Here is a 21,380-nt window from a genome sequence, read left to right on the forward strand (position 1 = left end):
ACGTCGCAGGCGCCGACACAGCCAGCACCCCACGAGCGCCGGTGCGGCGAGCAGCCGCGCGGCGGAACCCGGCGCAACGCGGACGGCGGGACGGGCGCACGGTGGAACCCCACGCAAGGAGCACGGCGGCGGGACGGGCGGGGGCCCACGGAGCCGGTCAAAGGATCGCCGTAGCGGCGGCCGGCCACGTGCGGGTCAGCGGCCGTCCCCCTGGAGGCCCTCAGCCACCGGCGGCGGTCGGCGCCGCCCGTGCTCCGCCGTAAAAAACGATGCTTCTCACGCCACGGGCGGCGGTTGGCGCCGCCCGTGGTCCGCCGTAAAAAACGATGCTTGTTATGCCTCGGTGAAGCCGCGCGCCCGGCCGCCCGCCGACTCGCGCACCGCGGCCGCCACGGCGCCCGCCACGTCGGGGTGGAAGACGCTGGGGACGATGTAGTTGGGGCCCAGCTCCTCCGGCGTGACGACGGCGGCGAGGGCGCCGGCCGCGGCCAGCAGCATCTCCTGCGTCACCCCGTTGGCCTGCGCGTCCAGCAGCCCCCGGAAGACGCCCGGGAAGGCCAGCACGTTGTTGATCTGGTTGGGGTAGTCGGAGCGCCCCGTGGCCACCACGGCCGCGTGCTCGCGCGCGTCGTCTGGCGACACCTCGGGCTCCGGGTTGGCCAGCGCGAACACCACCGCGTCCTTGGCCATCGTCGCGATGTCGTCGCCCGTCAGGATGCCCGGCGCCGAGACGCCGACGAAGACGTCGGCGTCCTTGACCGCTCCCCGCAGGTCGCCCGCGTAGCCCTCGGCGTTGGTGTGGTCGGCGATCCACTGCAGCGACTCGTCGAGGTCGTCACGCCCGCGGTGAACGGCGCCCAGGTAGTCGCAGACGACCACGTTGCGCGCGCCGGCGGCCAGCAGCAGGCGCAGCACCGCGTTGCCGGCCGCGCCCGCGCCCGCCATAGTGATCTTGACGGTCGCGATGTCCTTGTCGACCACCCGCAGCGCGTTGGTGAGCGCCGCGAGCACGCAGATCGCCGTGCCGTGCTGGTCGTCGTGGAAGACGGGGATGTCGAGCAGCTCGCGCAGCCGCCGCTCCACCTCGAAGCAGCGCGGCGCGCCGATGTCCTCCAGGTTGATCCCGCCGAACCCGGGCGCGATCACCTGCACCGTGCGGACGATCTCGTCGACGTCCTGCGTGTCGAGGCAGATCGGCCAGGCGTCGATGCCCGCGAAGCGTTTGAACAGCGCCGCCTTGCCCTCCATGACCGGCAGCGCGGCCTCGGGGCCGATGTTGCCCAGGCCCAGCACGGCCGAGCCGTCGGTGACGACGGCCACCGTGTTGCGCTTGATGGTCAGGCGCCGGGCGTCCTCCTTGTTGCGCGCGATGGCCATCGACACGCGCGCCACACCCGGGGTGTAGGCCATGGACAGCTCGTCGCGGTTGCGCAGCGGCACCTTGGACTTCATCTCGATCTTGCCGCCGAGATGCATGAGGAACGTGCGGTCGGACACCTTGTGGATGACGACGCCCTCGACCGCCTCGAGCTGGTCGACGATGGCCTGGGCGTGGTCGGTGTCCCTGGCCGCGCAGGTCACGTCGATGCGGAGCTTCTCATGGCCCGCGTTGGTGACGTCGAGGGCTGTGACCACGCCCCCGGCCGACTCTACGGCGTGGGTGAGCTGGCTGACGGCCTTGCCGCCGGCCGGCACCTCGAGACGCACGGTGATGGAGTACGACACACTCGGGACGGTCGCCACGTCAATCGCTCCTTCGGGACTGACCAAGAATTCCCCCATGATAGGGGGCGCCAGGTCAATCCAGTGCCTCGGCCGCTGTGACGATGAGCTCGACGCAGGTGGGAACGGGGATTGTGGTGCTGTCGACGACCAGATGATATTGACAGGAATCCGTCGGATCCGCCCGATAAAAGTGCCGTACGTAGGCCATCCGGGCACGGTCGTTGTCCTCGATGACCCGGCGGGCCTCGCGCTCGTTCATCCCCGACAGCGTGGCCGTCTGCCGGATCCTGCGCTGGATCGGCGCGTCGAGCCGGACGTGGAGCGCGCCCGGGTGGTCGGCCAGCACCACGGCCCCCGCCCGGCCGAGGAACACCCCGCCCTGATCGCAGGCCATGTCCTTGAGCATGCGTTCGGTACGGCGGACGAACTCCTCCGGCGCGTACGGCATCGCGCCGGGCACGTACATGTCGACGCCGCCGAACGTGACGGTCGGCAATCGCATCGCTCCCGAGAGCAGCCGCCCGAGGCCGTGCTCGGCCCGGTCGTCGTGCGCGAGCGCCTCCTCCAGCGTGCAGCCCAGCTCCTGGGCGACCGCGCTGGGGATGGCGCGGTCGACGAAGGGCACGCCGAGGCGCTCCGCGACGGCCGGGCCGATCTGGCTACCGGCCGTGCCGTATGTCGCGGATATGGTGACGACCCGCATACACCCAGGTTAGAACAGAGCGCTCGCCAAAGCTCTACGTGCTTTCGCCAAAGATGGATCGTCGGCCGGCAACGCGTCGAACAAGCCGAGCAGGTGGCGCCTGGCCTTGTCGCGCTCGTCGCCCGAGGTGCGCTTGACCACGGCGATGATGCGGCTGAACGCCTCGTCGACCGAGCCGGACAGCATCTCCAGGTCCGCGGCGAGCAGCTGCGCCTCGATGTCGGCGGGGTCCTGCAGGCGCCGCTGGACGTCGGCGGGGTCGGCGCTCTCGGTGCGCTTGATGAGGCTGACGCCGGCCAGGCCCATCTTGGCGTCCTCGTTGCCCGGCGCGCGGGCCAGCAGCCGCTCGTACGCCGCCGCGGCCGCGTCGAGGTCGCCGCCGTCGATGGCCTGCTCGGCGGCCACCAGGTCGGGGTCGGCGGGCGGCCCCGCGGGCGCCTCCTGCTCGCCGGGCTCCGCCGCCGTGGGCCGGGCGTCGGGGTTGGCCTGGTAGAACTGCTCGACCGCGCCCATCAGCTCGTCGAGCCAGCGGCGCACCTCCTGCTCGGGCAGCACCTGCTGGAAGCCGGTGACGGCCTGCCCCTGGAAGATGGCCAGCACGGTCGGCACGGCCTGCACGCGCAGCGCCTGGGCGATCTGCGGGCTGGAGTCGACGTTGACCTTGGCCAGCACGGCCCGGCCGCCGAGATCGCCGACGACCTTCTCCAGCACCGGGCTGAGCTGGGCGCTGCCCGGCGCCCGCGGCGACCACAGGTCGAGGACCACGGGCGTGGTCATCGAGCGGTCGATGACCTCGGTCGTGAACGTCTCCTCGGTCACGTCCACGATCGAGGCCGACGCGGCCGCCTGGGGACCCGCCGCCTCCCGCCGGGCCTGCGCCTCGAGGGCCTGCTTGCGCGCGCCCAGGTCAATCGCTCCGTAGAGCGACCCGGGCCTAGAGAAGTCCGCCATGCTCTTCATCTTGCCGCATCACCAGGGCGGCGCAGTCACCCGCCGCCCTCTTGGAAGTCGCCCGCCGCCACCCGGAGGGTGCGCAACTGGGTGAACATCCGGTCGAGTTCGTCCTCGGCGTACATGGTCAGGCCGAACTCGGCGCCCATCAGGTCGCGGGTGGCCCGCTCCACGACGTCCCGGCCGGCCTTGGTGATCTCGGCGAGCACGCCGCGCCCGTCCCGCGGGTTGGGCAGCCGGCAGACGAACCCGGACTTCTCCAGCCTGTCCACCGTGTTCGTGACGCTGGTGGGGTGGACCATGAGCCGTTCGCCGATCTTCGACAGCGGGAGCGCGCCTGTCTTGCTGAACGTCAGCAGGACCAGCGCCTCGTACCGGGCGAAGGTCAGGTCGTACGGCTTCAGGAGCGAGTCGAGCTGCGACAGCAGGATCTGGTGGGCTCTCATGATCGAGGTCACGGCGGCCATGGCGGAGGAGGGCCCGAAGTGGGCACGCCAGCTCTCCGCGGCCCGGTCGATGGGGTCGAACGGCAGGTTGAGCGGCTTGGGGTGCGACACAGCGCATACGGTAGCGCGCCCCTCGTCCCGGTTCGTCTGGTGACCTGGAGCGACAGGCTTCCCCGCTTGACCAAGAATCCGGACGTCAATCATCACGCTCAGTTATGGTTCTCGTACGTATGGTGACGCAGAAGCCAAGTCCATCGGCCTGTGGGGACAGGCCGGACTCATTCGCTTCGGCCTTGCCGAGGGGCACGGGGGGTGCTTGATGAAGGTCAACGGGGAAACGGGTGCGTGAGCACGCGGGCATTTCACGAGAGGAGCTGAAGCAGAGCGCGGCCGTCACGGTGGCCGTGCTCCTGGCGATCGGGCTGCTGGCGGCGTGGAATGTCCTGATACCTGGCGTGGACGCGTGGGAGAACATCGTGGCCGCGGTCATCGGCTCGTTGCGGATGACCGGGCCGGTGGCCGCCGCGTTCGCGGCGTGGGTGGCGTTGCGCAAGCGCAGGGCGTTGCGCGGGCGCCCGCTCACGACGTGGCGTGCGCTCAAGGCGCCGCTGGCGATCGTGGTGGTGGTGCTCGGGTCGTTCGGTGCGACGGTGCTGGTGTTGGCGGTCAAGACGGTGCTCACCGACCAGTCGGGGCGGCTGAGCCTATCCGGCCTGGGCATGGGCATGGCGGGGCTGGCGCTCTACTCGGTGATCGGCTGGGTGGCCGGCTGGGTGGTGCCCAAGGCGTTCACGCCGCCGCTGGCCGGGCTGGCCTGCTATGGACTGTTCTCGTGGCTGGCCGACGACCGGGGCTGGGCGGACAAGCTGGCGCCCGGCACCGGGGAGCCGTACGACCTGTTCCAGGGGTTGAGCGGGGCGCCGTTCTTCGACCAGACGATCTGGCTGCTCGGCATCACGGCGGCGCTGCTGCTCGGCTGGGCGGCGCTGGTGACCAGGCAGGCGCTGGTGCTGGCGTGCGCGCTGCTGTCCGTGCTGGCGGCCGGGATGGGCGTGTCGCGGGTGCTGGCCCAGCCGAAGCCGGCCGCGGCCGTGGACATCGCCTACAGCTGCCAGGACTGGCCGATCACGGTGTGCGTGCACCCGGGGATGCGGGCGGGGCTGACCGAGCTGGGGGCGGCGTTCACGCAGATCGCCTCCCGGCTGGCGGGGACGCCCGCCGCGTTCACGCGGGTGGAGCAGCGGCCGCTGGAGGAGGAGCTGAAGCCCTCGAACGGCCTGGCGCCCGTCCACGTGCCCGACCTGTCCGCGGGGTTCGCGGAGGAGGCGGCGTACGAGTACATCGAGTCCCTGGCCGCCCGCTGCCCCGGCACGGTCGCGGACGGTTACCGGGAGATCGTGATGGCGTGGCTGCGCGGGGAGCCCCTGCCCGGCGGGCCGCTGCCCGAGCACCAGTACGCGGCGTCGTGGTTCTCGTGGCTGAGCGAGCACCAGCGCAGGGAGTGGCTGCGGATGTTCTACAGCGACTTCCAGAACTGCGGGCTGTCGAGCATGTACTTCGGCGGCGGCGGCGGCGCGGTGCGGCCGCAGGTGGCGCCGTCGGCCCGCCCGACGCCGGAGTCGAGCCACGTCTACCCCGTGTACCCGGAGGGCGAAGGCACGCCGAACTCGGCCCCCAGCACGTCCATGGCCGGTCTGAGCTAGGCGGCGGCCGATGGATCGCAAGATGTCACCAAACGGCTGGCAATGATGATCGCCCGACGGGTAGTCATGCACCCATGACGACTTCCCGTACGACGCCGCTCGGGGTGACCACCGCGCGGCGCCGCAGGTGGCGATACGTGGCGGGTTTCCTGGTCCTGGCGGTCCTGCTCGTGGTGGGCGGCCGCCTGGCCTGGACCTGGCTCAACCCGCTCGGCGAACAGGTCATCGACCGCAGTCAGCCGGTGCTCCTGCAGTCCATCAAGGATCTCAGCCGCTTCGAGGCCGCCACGGGGAATTTCCAGGTGGTCGTGGACCTGGAGAAGGACGCCAACTTCCTGCCCGACGCGATCAAGGGCACCCGCACGCTGTTCGTCGGGGCGGGCGGGGTGGACGCGTACGTGGACTTCTCCGGCCTGGCCGGGAACGCCGTGACGGTGTCGGAGGACCGCACCCAGGCGACCGTGCTCCTGCCCCGTTCCCAGCTGGAGAAGCCCAACCTGGACAACAGCCGCTCGTACGTGTACGCGCAGCAGCGCGGGCTGTTCGACCGGGTGCAGGACTTCCTGTCCGGATCGCCGGGGGACCAGCGCGAGCTCTATCTGCTGGCGGAGAAGAAGATCACCGAGGCGGCGGTGGCGAGCGACCTGCGCGCCAGGGCGGACGCCAACACCAAGGCCATGATGACCGGCCTGCTGAAGTCGCTCGGCTTCACGAAGGTCACGGTGAAGTTCACGGACGAGCCCTAAGGACGGCTCACGGGCACCTTAGTCGCCTGGTGCGCCTGCCTAAGTACCTTCCTATCTGGCCTTACGTCCGGAGATAAGGCATCCGCCCGATGTGTCCGGGAGGGCCTTAGGAGGAGTCTTAAGAGTGCAGGGAAGAAGCACGAGCCACAAGGGGCCTCAATGAACGCCGAACTCGAGTACACCGTGATGCAGCACCACGCCTCCGAGCTCCGCCGCGCCGCGGCCGAGCAGCGGCGGGTGCGCGAGGCGCAGAAGAGCCTGCGGCCGGAGCGCCGCAACCGCTCGCTCTTCGCCAAGTTCCTCGCCTCATGACCGTCCACAAGCAGCCCGGCCGCACCCTCCCTCGCGGCCGGGCTGAACAGCCCCCGTAGGGGGCGACGTCAGGGACCCGAATCCTGGTGGGTCCCTGCATCGCGGAGCCCCGGTCCATTCCTGGTCGGACCGGGGCATCGCGCTGTCCGGGCCGGCGGGGCTCAGACGGTGATGACGGCTTTGCCGCGCACCTGTCCCCGTTCCAGGCTGCGGACGGCCTCGGGGACCTCGCTGAGCGGGTACGTCCGATCGACCACCGGCGTGACCTGGCCGGAGCCGACGAGCTCCGCCACCGCTCGCAGGTCGGCCTCCCGGAACGACATGAAGACCACGCGGAGCCGCTGGCGGGCGAACGGGTCCAGCAGCACCGTCCGGAGCTGGCGGTCGGTGCCGGCCAGCCACCGCCCGCCCCGTTCGCCGCCGACGACGACCACCGTTCCGCGGGGCGTGAGGGCGCGGCGCAGGTGGCGCAGCGGGCGGTTGCCCGCCGTGTCGACGATGACGTCGTAGCGGCTCCCCCGGCCCGCGAAGTCCTCGCTGGCGTAGTCGACGACCTCGGCCGCGCCGATCGACCGTACGAGGTCCGCCTTCGCCGCGCTGCACACGCCCGTGACCTCCGCCCCGGACGCCTTGGCGAGCTGAACCGCGTACGTCCCCACTCCCCCGCCCGCGCCGATGACCAGCACCCGCTGCCCCGCCCGCACCCGGGCCTGGTCGCGCAGCGCCTGGAGGGCAGTGATGGCCGAGGTCGGCACTGCCGCGGCGGGCTCGAACGCGAGGTCGCCCGGGATCGGCGCGAGCCGGTCCTCGCGGGCGCACGCGTACTCGGCGAAGGCCCCGCCGCCGCACGTGCCGAACACCCGGTCGCCGGGCCGGAACCGGGTCACGCCCGCGCCGACCTCCTCGACGACCCCCGCGACGTCGGTGCCGGGCCGGCCCTTGGGCCTACGCAGCCCGATCGCCGGACGCATCAGGTACGGGATGCCGGTCATCATGTGCCAGACGCCCATGTCGAGCCCGGCCGCGCGCACGCGTAACAGCACGTCGGTCTCACCGGGCGATGGCTTCTCGATGTCCCGAAATTTCAAGACATCGGCGGGCCCGTACTCGTCCTGAACGATCGCCTTCATGGTCACTCTCCCTCTGGATACTGGAACACGTCATCGAGCGGGACCCCGAAAACCCGCGCGATCTGGAACGCCATCTCCAAGGAGGGCGAGTAGCGGCCCTGCTCGATGGCGATGATGGTCTGCCTGGTCACCCCGACCCGTTCGGCCAGCTCCGCCTGCGTCATCTCCCCGCGGGCGAACCGCAGGGCCCGGATCGAGTTCGTGACCTTGGTGGACTTCACCATGACGGCAGGCCCCGGCGGTAGGCGACGATCTTCAGCGCGGACCCCAGCACCGACGAGAGCACGAACGCCAGGTAGATCACGTTCGCGATCCAGAAGTAGTCGACCTCGGTCAGGGCCATCCACAACGCCGCCAGCCCGCCCAGAACGAGGCACCACTGGCCGGCGTATTGGCCGTAGCGCCAGATCTCGCGGTCACGCTGGTCCTTCATCCCGGCGCCTCGGCGGAAGACCGCCGAGAGCGCTATGTCGAGGACGATCGTCGCCGCGATCGCACCCCCGATGCTCCACAGCAGCGTCGCCGCGTAGGGCACCTCCGCGATGGAGGTGCCGCCCGCTCGGCCGAGGATGACCGCGATGTACGTGCCGTACGCGCAGACCGAGACCACGGCCATGATCCACGCGCGTCTCTCTTCGGATGCCATGCCTCGAATGTAAAACATCCCGGACTTCATGTCTAGAATTCTTTACATCGCCGAGCGCGAGAAGGGCCCCGGGGCTCTCCCCGGGGCCCGCGAAGACTCCTACTGCTTGGGGACCGAGATGATCAGCGCGTCACCCTGGCCGCCGCCGCCGCAGAGCCCGGCCGCGCCCAGGCCGCCGCCCCGGCGCTTCAGCTCGTACGCCAGCGTCAGCACGATCCGCGCGCCCGAGGCCCCGATCGGGTGGCCCAGGGCGATGCCGCCCCCGTTGACGTTGACCTTGTCCAGCGGCACGCCCAGCTCCTTGGCGGACTGCAGGACCACGCTGGCGAAGGCCTCGTTGATCTCCACCAGGTCCAGGTCGCCGGCCGTCGCGCCCTGCTTCGACAGCGCGTGCTTGATGGCGTTGGCCGGCTGGGACTGCAGGGACGCGTCCGGGCCCGCGACGTTGCCGTGCCTGCCGATCTCCGCCAGCCACTCCAGGCCCAGCTCCTCGGCCTTCGACTTCGACATGACCACGACGGCGCAGGCCCCGTCGGAGATCTGCGAGGCGGAGCCGGCCGTGATCGTGCCGTCGGCGGCGAAGGCCGGGCGAAGCTTGGCCAGGGTCTCCGGGGTGGTGTCACCGCGTACGCCCTCGTCCTCCTTGACGATCAGCGGCTCGCCGCGGCGCTGCGGGATCTCCACCGGGACGATCTCCTCGTCGAAGAGGCCGTTCTTGATGGCGGCGGCGGCCAGCTGGTGGGAGCGGGCCGACAGCGCGTCCTGCTCCTCCCGGCCGATGCCGAGCCGGGCGTTGTAGTGCTCGGTCGACTCGCCCATCGCGCGCTGGTCGAACGCGCAGAACAGGCCGTCGTGGGCCATCGAGTCGACGACCTGCGAACCGCCGTACTTGACGCCCCTGCGCAGGCCGGGCAGGAGGTGGGGGGCGTTGGTCATGGACTCCATGCCGCCGGCCACCACGATGTCGAACTCGCCCGCGCGGATGAGCTGGTCGGCCAGCGCGATGGCGTCCAGGCCCGACAGGCAGACCTTGTTGATGGTGACGGAGGGGACCGTCATGGGGATGCCGGCCTTGACGGCGGCCTGGCGGGAGGGGATCTGGCCCGCGCCGGCCTGCAGGACCTGGCCCATGATGACGTACTCGACGGCCTCCGGCGCGACCCTGGCACGCTCCAGCGCGGCCTTGATGGCGACGCCCCCGAGGTCCACGGCGGCCAGCCCGGACAGGGATCCCAGGAGCTTGCCGATGGGCGTGCGAGCTCCGGCCACGATGACGGAACTGGACATGACGGGGGCCTCCTACGCTCACGTCGGGTTCTTTGACACCATACCCACGAGTAGGCGGACGCTCGCTATGGAGGTGGGCCACATATGTTCATGCGGATCGACCACATCGGAATCGCGTGCAAGGACATCGAAGAGAAGATCGCGTTCTTCTCGGAGACGTTCGAGCTGACCGTGGTCGCCAGGGAGGTCAACGAGGAGCAGGGTGTGAAGGAGGCCATGCTGCGCATCTCCGACGGCGAAGGTGGGGGCTCCTACATTCAGCTTCTGGAACCTCTCTCTGAGGACTCCCCTGTGGGAAAATTCCTCGCTAAGCGTGGTGAGGGCGTCCATCATGTGGCATTCGGGGTTCCCGATGTCGCCCAGGCGATGGCTAAGATCAACGAGAAGGGTGTGAGGCTCCTGGACGAGCGTCCCAGGCACGGGTCGATGGGCTCCGAGATCGCGTTCCTGCACCCCAAGGACGTGGGAGGAATGCTGACGGAGTTGGTGCAGGCGGCCAAGCCCTAACACCGGACCTGACAAATGTTAAAAAACGTTCATATGTAACTAGTCACGCAGAAAGTTGGACGGGGCTTCGCAGGTGGCACCAGCGGAGTACGCTTGACCTTCCACCGGACATGGAGCCTGCCCTTTGGCACAGGCTCCTGGATCGGATGCCCCGAACCCCCCGTCCGGCCCGTGTAGCCGTCTCGACAACCCAGGATTGAGCCTCCATGCAGTCCGACATCGACGCCCAGCTCAACAATTTCTTCGAGGACGCCCCCGCACGCGAGTTCGACGTGGTGCTCCGCGGTTACGACCGGCATCAGGTCCACGATCATCTGAAGCAGCTAGACGGAGAGCTACGGCAGTCCCGCGAGCAGGTGACGAGCCTGCAGCGCGACCTGTCCGACTCCCAGCGCCAGTTGCAGGAGCAGGAGCGTCCCACCTACTCCGGTCTCGGCGCCCGCATCGAGCAGCTGCTCCGCCTGGCCGAGGAGCAGGCCACGGAGCTCGTCCAGGCCGCCAGGTCCGAGGCCAACGAGATCAAGGCCGCCGCCAAGGTCGAGGCCGCCGACATGCGGGCCGCCGCCGAGGCCGAGGCCGCGGAGAAGCGCGCCGTGGCCACGCGGGAGAGCGACGAGATGCGCTCCGCCGCCGACCGCGACGCCGAGGAGACCCGCTCGACCGCCCGCCGCGAGGCCGACGAGCTGACCAACACCACCGATCGCGAGGTCGCCAAGCTGCGGGCCACCGCCGACCACGAGGTGGCGGAGAAGCGGGCGGACGCCGAGCGGGAGATCGCCAAGCTCCGCACCACCGCCGAGCGCGAGGTCGCCCAGCTGCGGGCCTCGACCAAGCGCGAGCGCGACGAGGTGCTGACCACCGCCAAGCGGCAGGCCGACGAGATGCGCGCGCAGGCTCAGCGGGTGCTGGAGGAGTCGGAGGCCAAGCGGGCGCAGGACGAGGCGGAGTTCGAGATCCAGCTCGCCTCCCGCCGCGAGGAGGCCGAGCGCCAGGAGGCCGAGCGCCACGCCACCGCCCAGGCCAACACCCAGCGCATGGTCGCCGAGGCCGAGCAGCGCGCGGCCACGGCCGAGTCGCGGGCCACGAAGGCCACCCAGCAGGCCGAGCAGACCCGCCGCGAGGCGGACCTGCACGCCAAGCAGCTTGTCGCCAACGCCCGCAAGAGCTCCGAGACGATCGTCGCCGAGGCCAAGACGAGCGCCGACACGATCGTCACCGAGGCGAAGAACGAGGCCGAGCGCACCCGCACGACCATGCAGCGCCAGGTCGACGAGCTCACCCGCCAGCGCGACAGCATCACCAGCCACCTCGCCCAGCTGCGCCAGCTGCTCGGCGGCGCGGCCCTGCCCGGCATGGAGCCGGAGCCCGCGGTCACGGCGGCCCCGGCCAAGCCCGCACTCGCCGCTCCCGTGGCCGAGGCACCGGCCACGACGCCCGCGGCGAAGGCCGAGAGCAAGTCCGAGGACGACGCCGAATGGTGGCAGGAGTAACCACCGGCCCACAGGTCGGGACTGCACACGGGGGCTGAAGAGCAGGTTGGAGAGAGCCTGGCGATCCGATGGTCGCTAGGCTCTCTCTTTGCTGTTTACCGACAATCTCGGGAGTGTCGCCTTGTCCGCGGATGTCGATCCCACCGCCCCGGAGCCCGCCGAGTCCGCAGAATCCACGACCACAAAGAGAGCTGCCACGGCCCAGGAGGGCGACGGCGGCCCTCAGCCGTACGGACTGCCCGGGAAGCCGCTCGCCCGCGGCCCCTTCCTGTTCGGGCTGGTCGGCGGGCTGGGGGTGCTGACGGCGATCGCGATCGCCCAGATGGTCGTCGCGTCGCTGAGCACGATCATCCTGGTCGTCGTGGCGATGTTCCTGGCCGTCGGCCTCAACCCAGCCGTCGAGGCCCTCCAGCGCCGCGGCCTGGCCCGGCGGGGCGCGATCTCGATCGTGTTCGCCGGGGTCATCGTGGCGTTCGCGCTGTTCGGCCTGGCTGTGGTGCCGCCGGTGAGCCAGCAGCTGTCGGAGTTCGTGGCGGCGGTGCCCACGTACGTCACCGAGCTCGGCAAGAACCCGACGCTGCACCAGCTCGACTCCGAGTACCAGATCCTGGCGCAGCTCAAGACGTTCGTGACGTCCACGCTGGGGCCGTCGCTGGCCAGCGGCATCATGGGCGCGGGGCTGGTGGTGCTGAACGGCGTCTACACCACGGTGACGCTGCTGGTGCTCATGCTCTACTTCCTCGGCTCGCTGCAGACGATCAAGGACTACCTGCTCAAGCTCGTACCGGCCTCCCGCCGGACCCGGACGAGGGCGATCAGCGAGCAGATCCTCTCCGGCATCGGCGGGTACGTGGCGGGCAACGTGCTCATCTCGGTCATCGCGGGCTTCCTGACCTGGATCTTCCTGTCCATCGCCGGAGTGCAGTACGCGCTCGCGCTCGCCCTGGTCGTGGCGTTGACGGACCTGATCCCGCTGGTGGGCGCCACGATCGGCGCGGTGCTCGTGACCGGCGTCGCGCTGCTGCAGTCGGTGCCCGCGGGGATCGCGTGCGCGGTCTTCTTCGTGATCTATCAGCAGGTCGAGAACTACTTCATCTATCCGAGGGTGATGAAGCGCTCGGTGGACGTGGCGCCGGCGGTGACGGTGATCGCCGCGCTGTTCGGCGGGGCGCTGCTGGGGATCGTCGGCGCGCTGCTGGCCATTCCGGTGGCGGCGGCCATCGCCTTGATCGTCCGCGAGGTGGTCCTGCCGCGCCAGGACCACGTCTGAGGGCCTCCCGGGGAGGGGCCGAGTCCCAGTGCCGACCGCGCCCCCGTCGCCCGTCTCACTCCGGCTGAGCTCCTTCGGGGAGAGGGAGAGCTGAGGTCCTTCGGGTGAGGGAGGGCTGAGGCCCCTTGGGTGAGGGAGGGCTGAGGTCCCTCGGGCCGGGGAAGGGTGCGGTCCCTGGGCCGCGGAAGGGCGCGGGCGGGCAGCCGGCCGTCGGGTGGGGTCAGGGGCGGGGGGTGGCGAGGTCGGTGCGGAGGAATTCGGTGATCGCCGTGTTGAACGCCTCGGGCTGCTCCACCGCGCTCAGATGGCCGGCCTTCGGGATGATCTCCAGTCGCCCGTCGGGTACGGTGCGCGCCATCGCCTCCGCGTCGGCGGGTGGCGAGAGCTCGTCCTCCTCCCCCACCACGACCAGCAGCGGCACCTTCAGCGCGCTCAGCGTGTCGAACGAGTCGGGCCGCGCGGCCATCGCCCGTTGCGCCCAGGCGACCGCGCCCGGCGGCGCGGACTGCACGAGCCCCTTGACGCGCCCGAACACCATGGCCCGCCGCTCCCTCGTGGTCGGCCCGATGAGCGCCGGGAGCACCTCGCTGACCAGCACCTCGCTGCCCTCGGAGAGCACGGCCTGCGCGATGCGCTCCCTGTTGTCCCGCGCCGGGGGCGGGTCGGCGCCGGCCTTGGTGTCGGCCAGGATCACGCCGAGCACCCGGTCGGGGTGCCGGCGGCAGAACGCCATGGTCACGTAGCCGCCCATCGACAGCCCGCCCACCACCGCCCGCTCGATGCCCTCGTCATCGAGCAGCCTGGCGACGTCGTCGGCCATCAGGTCGAGCGACGGCTCGTCGTCGCCCAGGCGGGACCCGCCGAAGCCGCGCAGGTCGGGTGTGATGACCCTGCAGGCCTTGGCCAGTCCTTCGCGCTGGGCCAGCCACATGGCCGACGAGAGCGGGAACGCGTGAAGCAGCACAACCGGGAGCCCGGTTCCGGCCGATCTCGTGTAGAGCTGCACGGACCACACGGTAGCCCGGTTCACGGCCGCAAGCACTCAATGTCGTATGCCTATATCTGCCGAAAACCGAAGACGGCTTCGCTAAAGCTCCCCATAAAGGGGGCATTTCGCCAATGTCAGCTATAAAACTGGCATTGGCCGGCGAATAATCGCGTACACAATTAGATGGCGGTGGCGCCGCCGTCCACGAACAGCACCTGGCCCGTCATGTACGCGGAAGCCGAGCTCGCCAGGAACACGGCCGGCTGGGCCATCTCCGCCACCGTCCCCCAGCGCCGCATGGGCACGGTGGCGACCGTGGCGGCACCGGAGGTCTCGTCCTCCCAGAGGTTCCGGTTGAGGTCGGTGGCCGTCCAGCCGGGGCACAGCGCGTTGACCCGCACCCCCGCCCGCGCCCACTCCACGGCCAGCGTCTTGGTCAGCGCCACCAGCCCGGCCTTGGCGGCGGCGTACGGGGCGAGGAAGGGCGCGCCGAGCGCCGCCACCGACGCCACGTTGATGACCGTTCCGCCACCCCGCTCCAGCAGGTGGGGCGCGACGGTGTGGCAGACGATCATGGCCGAGTCGAGGTTGAGCCGCATCAGCTTGTCCCAGCCCGACAGCCGCAGGTCCTTGAACTCGACGAGGAAGTTGGAGCCGCCCGCGTTGTTGACCACGATGTCGAGGTGCCCGAGCCCGTCGATCGCCGCCGCGACGGCCCCCGCGGCGGCGTCGCGGTCGGTGAGATCGGCGGGGATGACGACCGCGCGCCTGCCCAGCGCCTCGACCTCCTTGGCCACCTCGGCCAGGCTCTCGGCCGAGCGGGACACGAGCGCCACGTCGGCCCCCGCCTCGGCGTAGGCGAGTGCGATGCCCCGCCCGATCCCCTTCGACGCTCCCGTGACCAGAGCCTGCTTCCCACTGAGATCGAACGCGCCCACGCTGCCTCCTCGAGTCATTACCGAACAAGATTCTAGGGACATGACACCCGAAAACGCCACCGGCGCGGAACCCGTGAGGGTCCCGCGCCGGTGTCCGATCAGTAGGGGCTAACCTCCCAAGCCCCAGATGATGATGTCGAGCGCGTCGGCTATTCCGCTCTTGTCGAGATACTGGTTGACCTTGAAGCCGGTTTCGGCGATCGTGCCCGTCCTCGTGTTCTCGGGCTCGATCTTCTCCGGCCGGAAGATCTGCCGTTCACCCTGGCCGGAGCCGCCGGGCCGGGCCGCCGGCGGCGGTCCGTCCGGATACATCCGGCCGTCTCGGTAGACGGTGTAGGACTGCGTCGGCTGGGTCGAGCCGTCGTTACGGTAGATCTGGCTCGGCCGTGGCTGCATCGGCTGCCGGCTGTCCCTCGGCGGCGACTGCCGCTGCTGCGCCCTGTGGCTGGTCGGCCGCTGCGCCGGACGCTGCCGTGCCCGCTGGATCCCGCTGGGGAGCCGGCCGGCCCGCCTGTTGCGCGTCCTGGCCGCCGCCGCGGCCCGGCGCTTGGCCGCCTGCTCAGCGGCCTTTCTCCTCGCCTCTCTCTTCGCCGCCGCCGCGGCCCGCCGCTGTGCCCGTGCCGTGGCCGCCTTCCTGGCCCGCTCGGCCGCCCTCTTCTTGGCCTGTTCCTGGAGCTTCTTCCTGGCCGCGGCCGCGGCCTTCTTCCGCGCCGCCTCCAGGGCCCGCTTCTTGGCCTCGGCCGCGGCTCTCCGCCTGGCCTCCGCCAATGCCCGGCGCCGTGCCGCCGCGAGGGCGGCCCTTCTCGCCGCCGCACGCGCCGCCGCGATGGCGGCCCGCCTGGCGGCGGCCATCGCCAGCCTCCTGGCGATGATCTGCGCCGCGACCCTGACCGCGATGGCGGCGACGAACCAGAACAGCTGCCCGTCGGGGTCGCTCATGGTGACGGGGCTGTTGTTGGCGTAGGCGTAGGCGTTGAGCTGCTGCGGGTTCTGCTCCTCCATGACGGGGTCGACCGACAGGAAGCGCCCGTTCTTGGGATCGTACTCGCGGGCCCCGAGGTGGACCAGTCCGGTCGTGGAATCCTGCGTGCCTCCCACGAATCCGCGCTGCCCCGGCCAGAACGCCGGTGGCGATCCCCGGTTCTCGCCGAACGGAGTCGTCCTCCGCACCGCCAGCTCACCGGTGCCGGCGTTCACCGCCGCCTGAGCGGTGCCCTGGTGGTCGTTGACCAGGAAGTAGACCTGGTTGTCCGGCGTGCGCACCGCGATGGGCTCGCCACCGATGGTGTAGTAGCGAGTCTGCTCGACGGCGTCCTTGGCGAAGTCGAAGCGCAACTCGATGTCGTCGATGTAGAGCGTGGAGTCGGTCGGCGTCTTGCGGATCAGCCGGTCGCCCTCCGCGTTGTACACGAAGGACGTCGTCTTGCCCGCCTCCGTCACCGACTCCAGGTTGCCCTCGGCGTCCCAGGCCAGGCTCTGGTCGGAGTTGCCGACCTTGCGCCTGGTGGTGTTGCCCGCGGCGTCGTACTCGAAGAGGTCCGACCCGACGGTCTGGAGCGCGTGCGGCTGCTTGGCGCCCGCCGCCGGGTAGGTGGAGGTACGGGTGGTCTCACCCGCGCCGCCCCAGGCGTGCTTGATCTCCTTGGTCCGGTTGCCGGTGGCGTCGTACTCGTAGCTGAGCGCGTACGGGGCCACGCCGCCGATCTTGTCGGACTGCGGGCTACCACTGGCGCAGTCGTCGGTGCCCGTCCACGCCGAGGTCATCCGGCGCAGATGGTCGTACTTGAAGCACTGCGTGTCCTGGCCGCTCGCGCCCTTGTCGGCGATCCTGGTGATGTTGCCGACCGCGTCGTAGCTGTAGTTGAGGTCCAGGTCGGTCGCCGCGGCGCCCTCCCTGTCCACCCGCATCCTGGACATCCTGCGGGTGCCCTCGTCATGGGTGTAGGTGACCCAGGTCTTCTTGCCTCCCGTGCTCAGCTCCTGCTGCAGGGTCTCGCCCAGCTTGGAGTAGCGGGTCGCGGTCACGTACGTGTTCAGGCCGCTGACCTTGGTCGGCTGGCTGAGCTCGTCGTAGGTGTAGACGACCTGCTCCTCCGCCAGGCCGCCCGCGGCCGGGAAGCTGACGGACTGGACCTGGTCGTCGATCGTGTAGCGGGTGTTGAGCTGGTACGAGCCCGCCAGCTTGCCCTCCCGCTCGGGGATGGTGACGGTCTCGCGCAGCGTGCGGTAGTCGGAGTCGATGGCGTTGATCTCGGCCTTGTACGCCTGCCCGCCCGTGTAGCGGATGCTGGCGTTCATGTGGCCCTTGGCCAGCGCGTCGTACTGCCACTCGGCGAGCAGCGGACCGGTCGCGGAGCCGTCGCGCAGCTCCTTCTTGCGGCCCAGCGCGTCGTAGACGTAGTACAACGTCTTGCCGCGCGAGTCGGTCGTGGTGACCAGCTCGTCGGCGTCGTTGTACGTCATCGTGGTGGCCCCCTTGTCGGGGTCCTCCATCTTGATCTCGCGGCCGCGCATGTCGTAGTGGTGCTTCCACACGTTGCCCGCCGCGTCGGTCACCGTGGACAGGCGTCCGGCGTGGTCGTAGGTGTACTTGGTGGACTCGTACTCGCCCGTCGGGGTGGCGCCCTTGTACTGGCGCAACTCGATGAGCCGGTCCTCCGCGTCACCGATGCGGGTCGTGGCGGTGCCTCCGGCCGGGGGCGTGATGTTGACCCGGTCGCCCTGCTGCGTGGTGCTGACCCGGTACTTCTCCTGGCCCTTCGCCTTGAGGATCTGCGCGTTGGCGTCACCGCTGCCGTCGAAGGTCACCACGACCTGGTTGGGCACGTCCACGTCGGCCACGGCGAGCAGGTCGGTGGAGGGCGTCCCGGTGGCGAAGTAGCCGGTGTTCGCCTTGGCCGCCTCGCCGAGCGAGTTGTAGACGGTGTCGGTGATCGTGCGCCCGTCACGCAGCGCCGGGTCCTGCGTCTGCTCGTCGCGGGGCGCGGGCTCCTGGGTCTGGCGCTTGCGCATCAGGCCGTCGTACAGCTCGTGGCTCGCGCTGTAGGTGCCGTCCGCGTTCAGCGTCTTCGTGGTGACGAAGCTGGGACCGTCGGTGCGCATCGAGTAGGCGTACTCGGTGCTGGGCGACTGGTTGGCCGCCTTGCTGCGGTCGGGCTGCCAGACCTTGACCAGGCGGCCGAGCGCGTCGTACTCCATGTCGATGCGGCGGTTGTTCGCGTCGACCTCGGCGTACGGCTCTCCCCAGGCCGGTTCGAGCAGGGTGAGCTCGACGTGGCCCAGCTGGTTGGTCTCCTTGATCTCGGTCGGGGGCGCGCCCGCCGTCGGGGTGTAGGTGGTGGTGGACTTGGTGCCCAGCGCGTCGGTCTCGCTGGTCTCGCGACCGTAGGCGTCGTAGGTGTGGGTGCTCTCGACGATCGTCGCGCCGTCCCCGGAGACGGTGTTCTCGACGGTGGTCACGTCACCCTTGGTCGGCGCCTGGCCGTACGCCTTGTTGTCGTACTGGACCTTCTGGTCGGAGATGACCTCACCGGCGGCCAGCGTGGACACGGCGGTGCCGCAGCCGGCGGCGACCTTCTGGATCCGGCTCGTGTAGTCGAGCATCCAGCTGGTGTCGTTGCGGGCGTAGGTGTAGCGGGTGCACTGGTCGTCGTCGGTGCTGGCCAGGTCGCCCTTCTCCTCCACCTGGGTGAGCAGGCCCTTGGTGTCGTACTCGCGTTCCTCGCCGGTACGACGCCACTTGCCTCCCTCCAGCGCGGTGCGGGTGACCATGGACTTGGGCTCGACCACGTACGCGGCCTTGGTGACACCGCTCTGCGTGGACTCGGCGGTCTTGACGGACCAGGGCGCCTCGAGCGTGGCGCTCAGGATGGCCCCGCCGTCGCCGTCGTAGACGACCTCCTCGCGCTCGAAGCCGGCGAACTGGTCGAGGTCGTCGAGCTTGACGCCCTCGGTGTCCGTGACCTGCGCGCTGCGCTTGGAGCCGTCGGCCTGCTTGTCACCGTCCATGCCGCGGAAGTAGCGGAACTCCGTCAGCGTGCGCTTGGTGTCCTGGCCGTCGCCCTGACGCACCCGGACCCGGCCGTAACCCCGGAAGTCCGACCACGTGCGGTGCTCGGGCTTGACCAGGATGTTCTCGGCGTAGCGCCAGGCGGTCCCGTCGAGGTACTCGTAGTCGGTGACGACGTTGGGGGCGCCGCCGACGCGGTCCACCTCCATCGTCTGCGTGACCACGTACTTGTGGAACCAGTCGGTCACCTCGGCCTCGTTCGGCGGTGACCAGCGCTGCGGGAAGCAGCGCCTGGCGTTCTTGTCGGCGGCGGGAACGTCGCCGGGCTTGCAGTCGGCGGCGGAGTAGTTGACGCGCAGCTCACCGCCGGACTCGTTGTTCACGGCCTGCACGCGCCACTTGACCAGCGGAGCGCGGCCCTCGTTGGCGTCCACCCGGTTGGGCAGCTGGACGCCGATGAACGTGACCTTGGGCAGCGTGATCGTGCCGCCCACGTGACCGCTCTGCTGGATCGACGCCAGCCACAGCGCCGGGCTCATGCCGTCGCCCGAGGCGGGGAACTGGTGCGTGAGCGTCCAGGAGTCCACCGGGGTGTACTGGCCCGAGGCGTTGATGATCTGCGTGGTGACCTTGGTCAGGCGCTTGCGCGTGAAGAACGTCGGCGCCAGGCGGTCGGTGCACTTCACGCCGGAGTCACAGATCTGGTCGAACGGGACGTCCGGCCAGCTGCTGGCGGTCTCCTTCTTGAGCTGGTCGGCGGCGCAGGTGATGGTGCCGCTGGGCAGGCAGCGCTCGGCCACGTCGAAGACGACGCGGGAGGCGGGAGCCTTGGTGAACAGCTCGTTCTGCAGGTAGCCGTAGTCGATGCGGGTGAGGTAGCCCGCGCGGTCGTACACGGTGCCCAGCTCGGGCTTCATGTTACGGCCGTAGTAGTTCTTCTCCTGCGCGTACCAGTACGTGGTGGCGTTGCCGTGGGTGTCCACCGCGTAGTCCAGGTTCCACCGGTACGCCTGCTGGCACCAGGCGTTGGCCGGCGTGCTGTTGTAGCAGGGCTCGCCGCTGTTGTTGCCGAACACCGGCACCGTCTGGACCGACTTCGTCTCCGCCTTGCCGGTGACCCAGCCGGGCAGGCGGTTCAGGCCGAAGGTGTACTGGGTGCCGTCGGCGCCGGTGACCCGCCAGTACTCGCCGTTGTTGTCGCCGTTGGTGGCGCCGGTGAGGTACTCGATGCGGGTGCCGTCGTCGCGCTTGGGCCGCCACTGCTTGCTCGTGGCGTCCTTGACCAGCTCGACGGCCGAGTTGCCGAGCGACAGGGTGACGTTCTCCCCGTCCCAGCACAGGTCGCCGGTCTTCTTGCCGTCGACCATGCAGGACTTGTAGCGGCGCTCGATGTAGCCGCTGGGGTTCAGCTCGAAGCCCTCACCGACCCAGGAGGACTGGTTGTTGGTGGAGGCGGTGCGACCGTCCACGCTCTGGGAGGAGTAGTCGATCGACAACTCCGGCTCGTCGCCGCCCAGCGCGGGAGGGGTGCGCAGGTCGTAGTCCCAGTTGAAGTCGCCGGTCTGGGGGCCGACGCCCCAGCTCGCCGACGGGGCGAGCGAGGTGGCGGAGTGGTCGCCGGACTGGCCCGAGGCGGCGGCCGTGACCGCGTACAGGCCGGCCGGCTCGAACTCGGCGGTCAGCGTGCCCGCCTTCGGGTCGTTCTCGCTCTTGACCGGCTGGGGGGCGGCGCAGCCGTCCGCCTCGGTCAGGGCGCACTCCTCCAGCTTGACCACGCGGAGCCGGGCGCCGTAGTCGCCGCCGTAGGCGTAGCGGAAGCCGGAGTAGTCGATCTGCAGGCGGGACTTCTTGCCGGACGCGGCCTTGAGGCTCGCTCCCTGGCCGGGCGATACGCGCATCGCGAGGCCGAGCAGCTTGGAGTCGAGGAGCTCGACGCGTACCGGGTCGGGGGTCTCGGCCTTGGCGGCGGCGGCCTTCTGCGGGGCCAGCTTCACGGGGAAGCCGGTCGCCGCCAGGGTGCTCGCCCCGGTGCCGCCCAGCTCCGCCGCCTGGGGTTTGGGCCAGGCGACGCCTGGCGGCGCCTTCCACGCCTGTTTCTCGACGGGATTGGCCATCGGGGGCAGGACCGGGACGCTCTTGCCCTTGATCGGCTTCTCGTTCTCCACCGAGGGGGCCGGCCGGGGCGCGGCCTCCGCGGGCATGGCGTACGTGAGGGGGACGACGAGGGCGATGGTGAGCACCGCCGCGAGTCTGCGAGGCCAGGGCGACTCGGGCTTGGGCTTGACGAAACGGTTCCAGTAAGGGTCGGGATTGTCGGGTTCGTCGGGTTCGTGAGGTCGATTCCAGCGGGATTCGGGCAGGTCTAACTCACTCGGCAGGTCCATGAACCTCTCCCAGTCGGGGTGCAGATTGGACTTACTGGGGTGGGTGGGAACTTACTGGGCGGCCAGCTGAGCGATCTGCTCGGCGCTCAGCACGCCGTCATACGTGCGGACGTCGTCCACGACTCCTGGCCAGTAGCCGGTGAAG

17 protein-coding genes are annotated in these 21,380 nt (G+C 70.2%); 6 read left to right on the forward strand and 11 right to left on the reverse strand.

The window, feature by feature from the left end; genetic code table 11:
• Positions 1–333 precede the first annotated feature (333 nt).
• Genes ABZX61_RS52695 through ABZX61_RS52710 form a run of 4 tightly spaced genes read right to left on the reverse strand, consistent with a single transcriptional unit; the run spans position 334 to position 3,936 of the window.
• On the reverse strand, positions 334–1,743 hold the full coding sequence (locus tag ABZX61_RS52695) for an NAD-dependent malic enzyme (protein WP_350730070.1): 1,410 nt from the start codon (positions 1,741–1,743) through the stop codon (positions 334–336).
• A 55-nt stretch (positions 1,744–1,798) separates the two neighbouring features.
• Positions 1,799–2,428, reverse strand: a complete 630-nt coding sequence (locus ABZX61_RS52700) for a cytidylate kinase-like family protein (RefSeq protein WP_355207322.1) — start codon at positions 2,426–2,428, stop codon at positions 1,799–1,801.
• A 9-nt stretch (positions 2,429–2,437) separates the two neighbouring features.
• A complete protein-coding gene (locus tag ABZX61_RS52705) occupies positions 2,438–3,379 on the reverse strand; it encodes a tetratricopeptide repeat protein (protein ID WP_355207325.1) in 942 nt (313 codons plus the stop codon).
• Positions 3,380–3,414: 35 nt separating this feature from the next.
• Positions 3,415–3,936 (reverse strand): MarR family transcriptional regulator, encoded by a 522-nt coding sequence (locus ABZX61_RS52710; protein ID WP_318787341.1) that lies wholly within the window; start codon positions 3,934–3,936, stop codon positions 3,415–3,417.
• Positions 3,937–4,166: 230 nt separating this feature from the next.
• Here ABZX61_RS52710 and ABZX61_RS52715 point away from each other — a divergent pair, with 230 nt between their 5' ends.
• The 3 genes from ABZX61_RS52715 to ABZX61_RS52725 all read left to right on the forward strand — a co-directional run bounded on the left by ABZX61_RS52715 (position 4,167) and on the right by ABZX61_RS52725 (position 6,586).
• Positions 4,167–5,528: a hypothetical protein gene (locus tag ABZX61_RS52715; protein ID WP_355207328.1), complete on the forward strand. Its 1,362-nt coding sequence runs from the start codon at positions 4,167–4,169 to the stop codon at positions 5,526–5,528.
• Between the two features lie 74 nt (positions 5,529–5,602).
• A complete protein-coding gene (locus ABZX61_RS52720) occupies positions 5,603–6,274 on the forward strand; it encodes a DUF4230 domain-containing protein (RefSeq protein ID WP_350730063.1) in 672 nt (223 codons plus the stop codon).
• Between the two features lie 159 nt (positions 6,275–6,433).
• Positions 6,434–6,586: a hypothetical protein gene (locus ABZX61_RS52725; protein ID WP_350730062.1), complete on the forward strand. Its 153-nt coding sequence runs from the start codon at positions 6,434–6,436 to the stop codon at positions 6,584–6,586.
• A gap of 161 nt (positions 6,587–6,747) precedes the next feature.
• On the opposite strand, the gene ABZX61_RS52730 is transcribed toward ABZX61_RS52725, so the two are convergent.
• The 4 genes from ABZX61_RS52730 to ABZX61_RS52745 form a co-directional block, all read right to left on the reverse strand.
• The gene (locus tag ABZX61_RS52730; RefSeq protein WP_355207331.1) at positions 6,748–7,716 is read right to left on the reverse strand and encodes an NAD(P)-dependent alcohol dehydrogenase; all 969 of its coding nucleotides are present in this window, start codon (positions 7,714–7,716) and stop codon (positions 6,748–6,750) included.
• Positions 7,717–7,718: 2 nt separating this feature from the next.
• Positions 7,719–7,940 carry a helix-turn-helix transcriptional regulator gene (locus ABZX61_RS52735; protein ID WP_185071396.1) on the reverse strand — a complete coding sequence of 74 codons (222 nt, stop codon included), beginning with the start codon at positions 7,938–7,940 and terminating at the stop codon, positions 7,719–7,721.
• Positions 7,934–8,362, reverse strand: coding sequence for a hypothetical protein (locus ABZX61_RS52740; protein WP_355207334.1), 429 nt, complete (start codon positions 8,360–8,362; stop codon positions 7,934–7,936). The genes ABZX61_RS52735 and ABZX61_RS52740 overlap by 7 nt, the downstream gene beginning before the upstream one ends.
• Before the next feature lie 99 nt (positions 8,363–8,461).
• Positions 8,462–9,649, reverse strand: a complete 1,188-nt coding sequence (locus ABZX61_RS52745; RefSeq protein ID WP_355207337.1) for an acetyl-CoA C-acetyltransferase — start codon at positions 9,647–9,649, stop codon at positions 8,462–8,464.
• Between the two features lie 84 nt (positions 9,650–9,733).
• Here ABZX61_RS52745 and mce point away from each other — a divergent pair, with 84 nt between their 5' ends.
• The 3 genes from mce (at position 9,734) to ABZX61_RS52760 (ending at position 12,916) form a co-directional block, all read left to right on the forward strand.
• Entirely contained in the window at positions 9,734–10,156 is a 423-nt protein-coding gene (gene mce / locus ABZX61_RS52750) for a methylmalonyl-CoA epimerase (RefSeq protein WP_319712687.1), read from the forward strand.
• Positions 10,157–10,362: 206 nt separating this feature from the next.
• Complete coding sequence (locus ABZX61_RS52755) at positions 10,363–11,646, forward strand: DivIVA domain-containing protein (RefSeq protein WP_355207340.1); 1,284 nt, start codon at positions 10,363–10,365, stop codon at positions 11,644–11,646.
• Positions 11,647–11,767: 121 nt separating this feature from the next.
• Complete coding sequence (locus tag ABZX61_RS52760; RefSeq protein ID WP_355207344.1) at positions 11,768–12,916, forward strand: AI-2E family transporter; 1,149 nt, start codon at positions 11,768–11,770, stop codon at positions 12,914–12,916.
• Positions 12,917–13,136: 220 nt separating this feature from the next.
• On the opposite strand, the gene ABZX61_RS52765 is transcribed toward ABZX61_RS52760, so the two are convergent.
• The 3 genes from ABZX61_RS52765 to ABZX61_RS52775 form a co-directional block, all read right to left on the reverse strand.
• Positions 13,137–13,922 (reverse strand): alpha/beta fold hydrolase, encoded by a 786-nt coding sequence (locus tag ABZX61_RS52765; RefSeq protein WP_355207347.1) that lies wholly within the window; start codon positions 13,920–13,922, stop codon positions 13,137–13,139.
• 161 nt (positions 13,923–14,083) lie between these two features.
• On the reverse strand, positions 14,084–14,842 hold the full coding sequence (locus tag ABZX61_RS52770; RefSeq protein ID WP_350730050.1) for an SDR family NAD(P)-dependent oxidoreductase: 759 nt from the start codon (positions 14,840–14,842) through the stop codon (positions 14,084–14,086).
• A 108-nt stretch (positions 14,843–14,950) separates the two neighbouring features.
• Entirely contained in the window at positions 14,951–21,091 is a 6,141-nt protein-coding gene (locus tag ABZX61_RS52775; RefSeq protein ID WP_355207350.1) for an RHS repeat-associated core domain-containing protein, read from the reverse strand.
• Positions 21,092–21,380: the final 289 nt, after the last annotated feature.

This window comes from Nonomuraea sp. NPDC003709 (genome assembly GCF_040610775.1).
Lineage (GTDB): Bacteria > Actinomycetota > Actinomycetes > Streptosporangiales > Streptosporangiaceae > Nonomuraea > Nonomuraea angiospora_A.

Bases quoted from the DNA above. Each gene is read 5' to 3' on its own strand.
- ABZX61_RS52745 (WP_355207337.1), bottom strand. From the start codon at position 9,649: ATGTCCAGTTCCGTCATCGTGGCCGGAGCTCGCACGCCCATCGGCAAG.
- ABZX61_RS52730 (WP_355207331.1), bottom strand. From the start codon at position 7,716: ATGAAGGCGATCGTTCAGGACGAGTACGGGCCCGCCGATGTCTTGAAA.
- ABZX61_RS52720 (WP_350730063.1), top strand. From the start codon at position 5,603: ATGACGACTTCCCGTACGACGCCGCTCGGGGTGACCACCGCGCGGCGC.
- mce (WP_319712687.1), top strand. From the start codon at position 9,734: ATGTTCATGCGGATCGACCACATCGGAATCGCGTGCAAGGACATCGAA.
- ABZX61_RS52700 (WP_355207322.1), bottom strand. From the start codon at position 2,428: ATGCGGGTCGTCACCATATCCGCGACATACGGCACGGCCGGTAGCCAG.
- ABZX61_RS52705 (WP_355207325.1), bottom strand. From the start codon at position 3,379: ATGGCGGACTTCTCTAGGCCCGGGTCGCTCTACGGAGCGATTGACCTG.
- ABZX61_RS52740 (WP_355207334.1), bottom strand. From the start codon at position 8,362: ATGGCATCCGAAGAGAGACGCGCGTGGATCATGGCCGTGGTCTCGGTC.
- ABZX61_RS52725 (WP_350730062.1), top strand. From the start codon at position 6,434: ATGAACGCCGAACTCGAGTACACCGTGATGCAGCACCACGCCTCCGAG.
- ABZX61_RS52755 (WP_355207340.1), top strand. From the start codon at position 10,363: ATGCAGTCCGACATCGACGCCCAGCTCAACAATTTCTTCGAGGACGCC.
- ABZX61_RS52735 (WP_185071396.1), bottom strand. From the start codon at position 7,940: ATGGTGAAGTCCACCAAGGTCACGAACTCGATCCGGGCCCTGCGGTTC.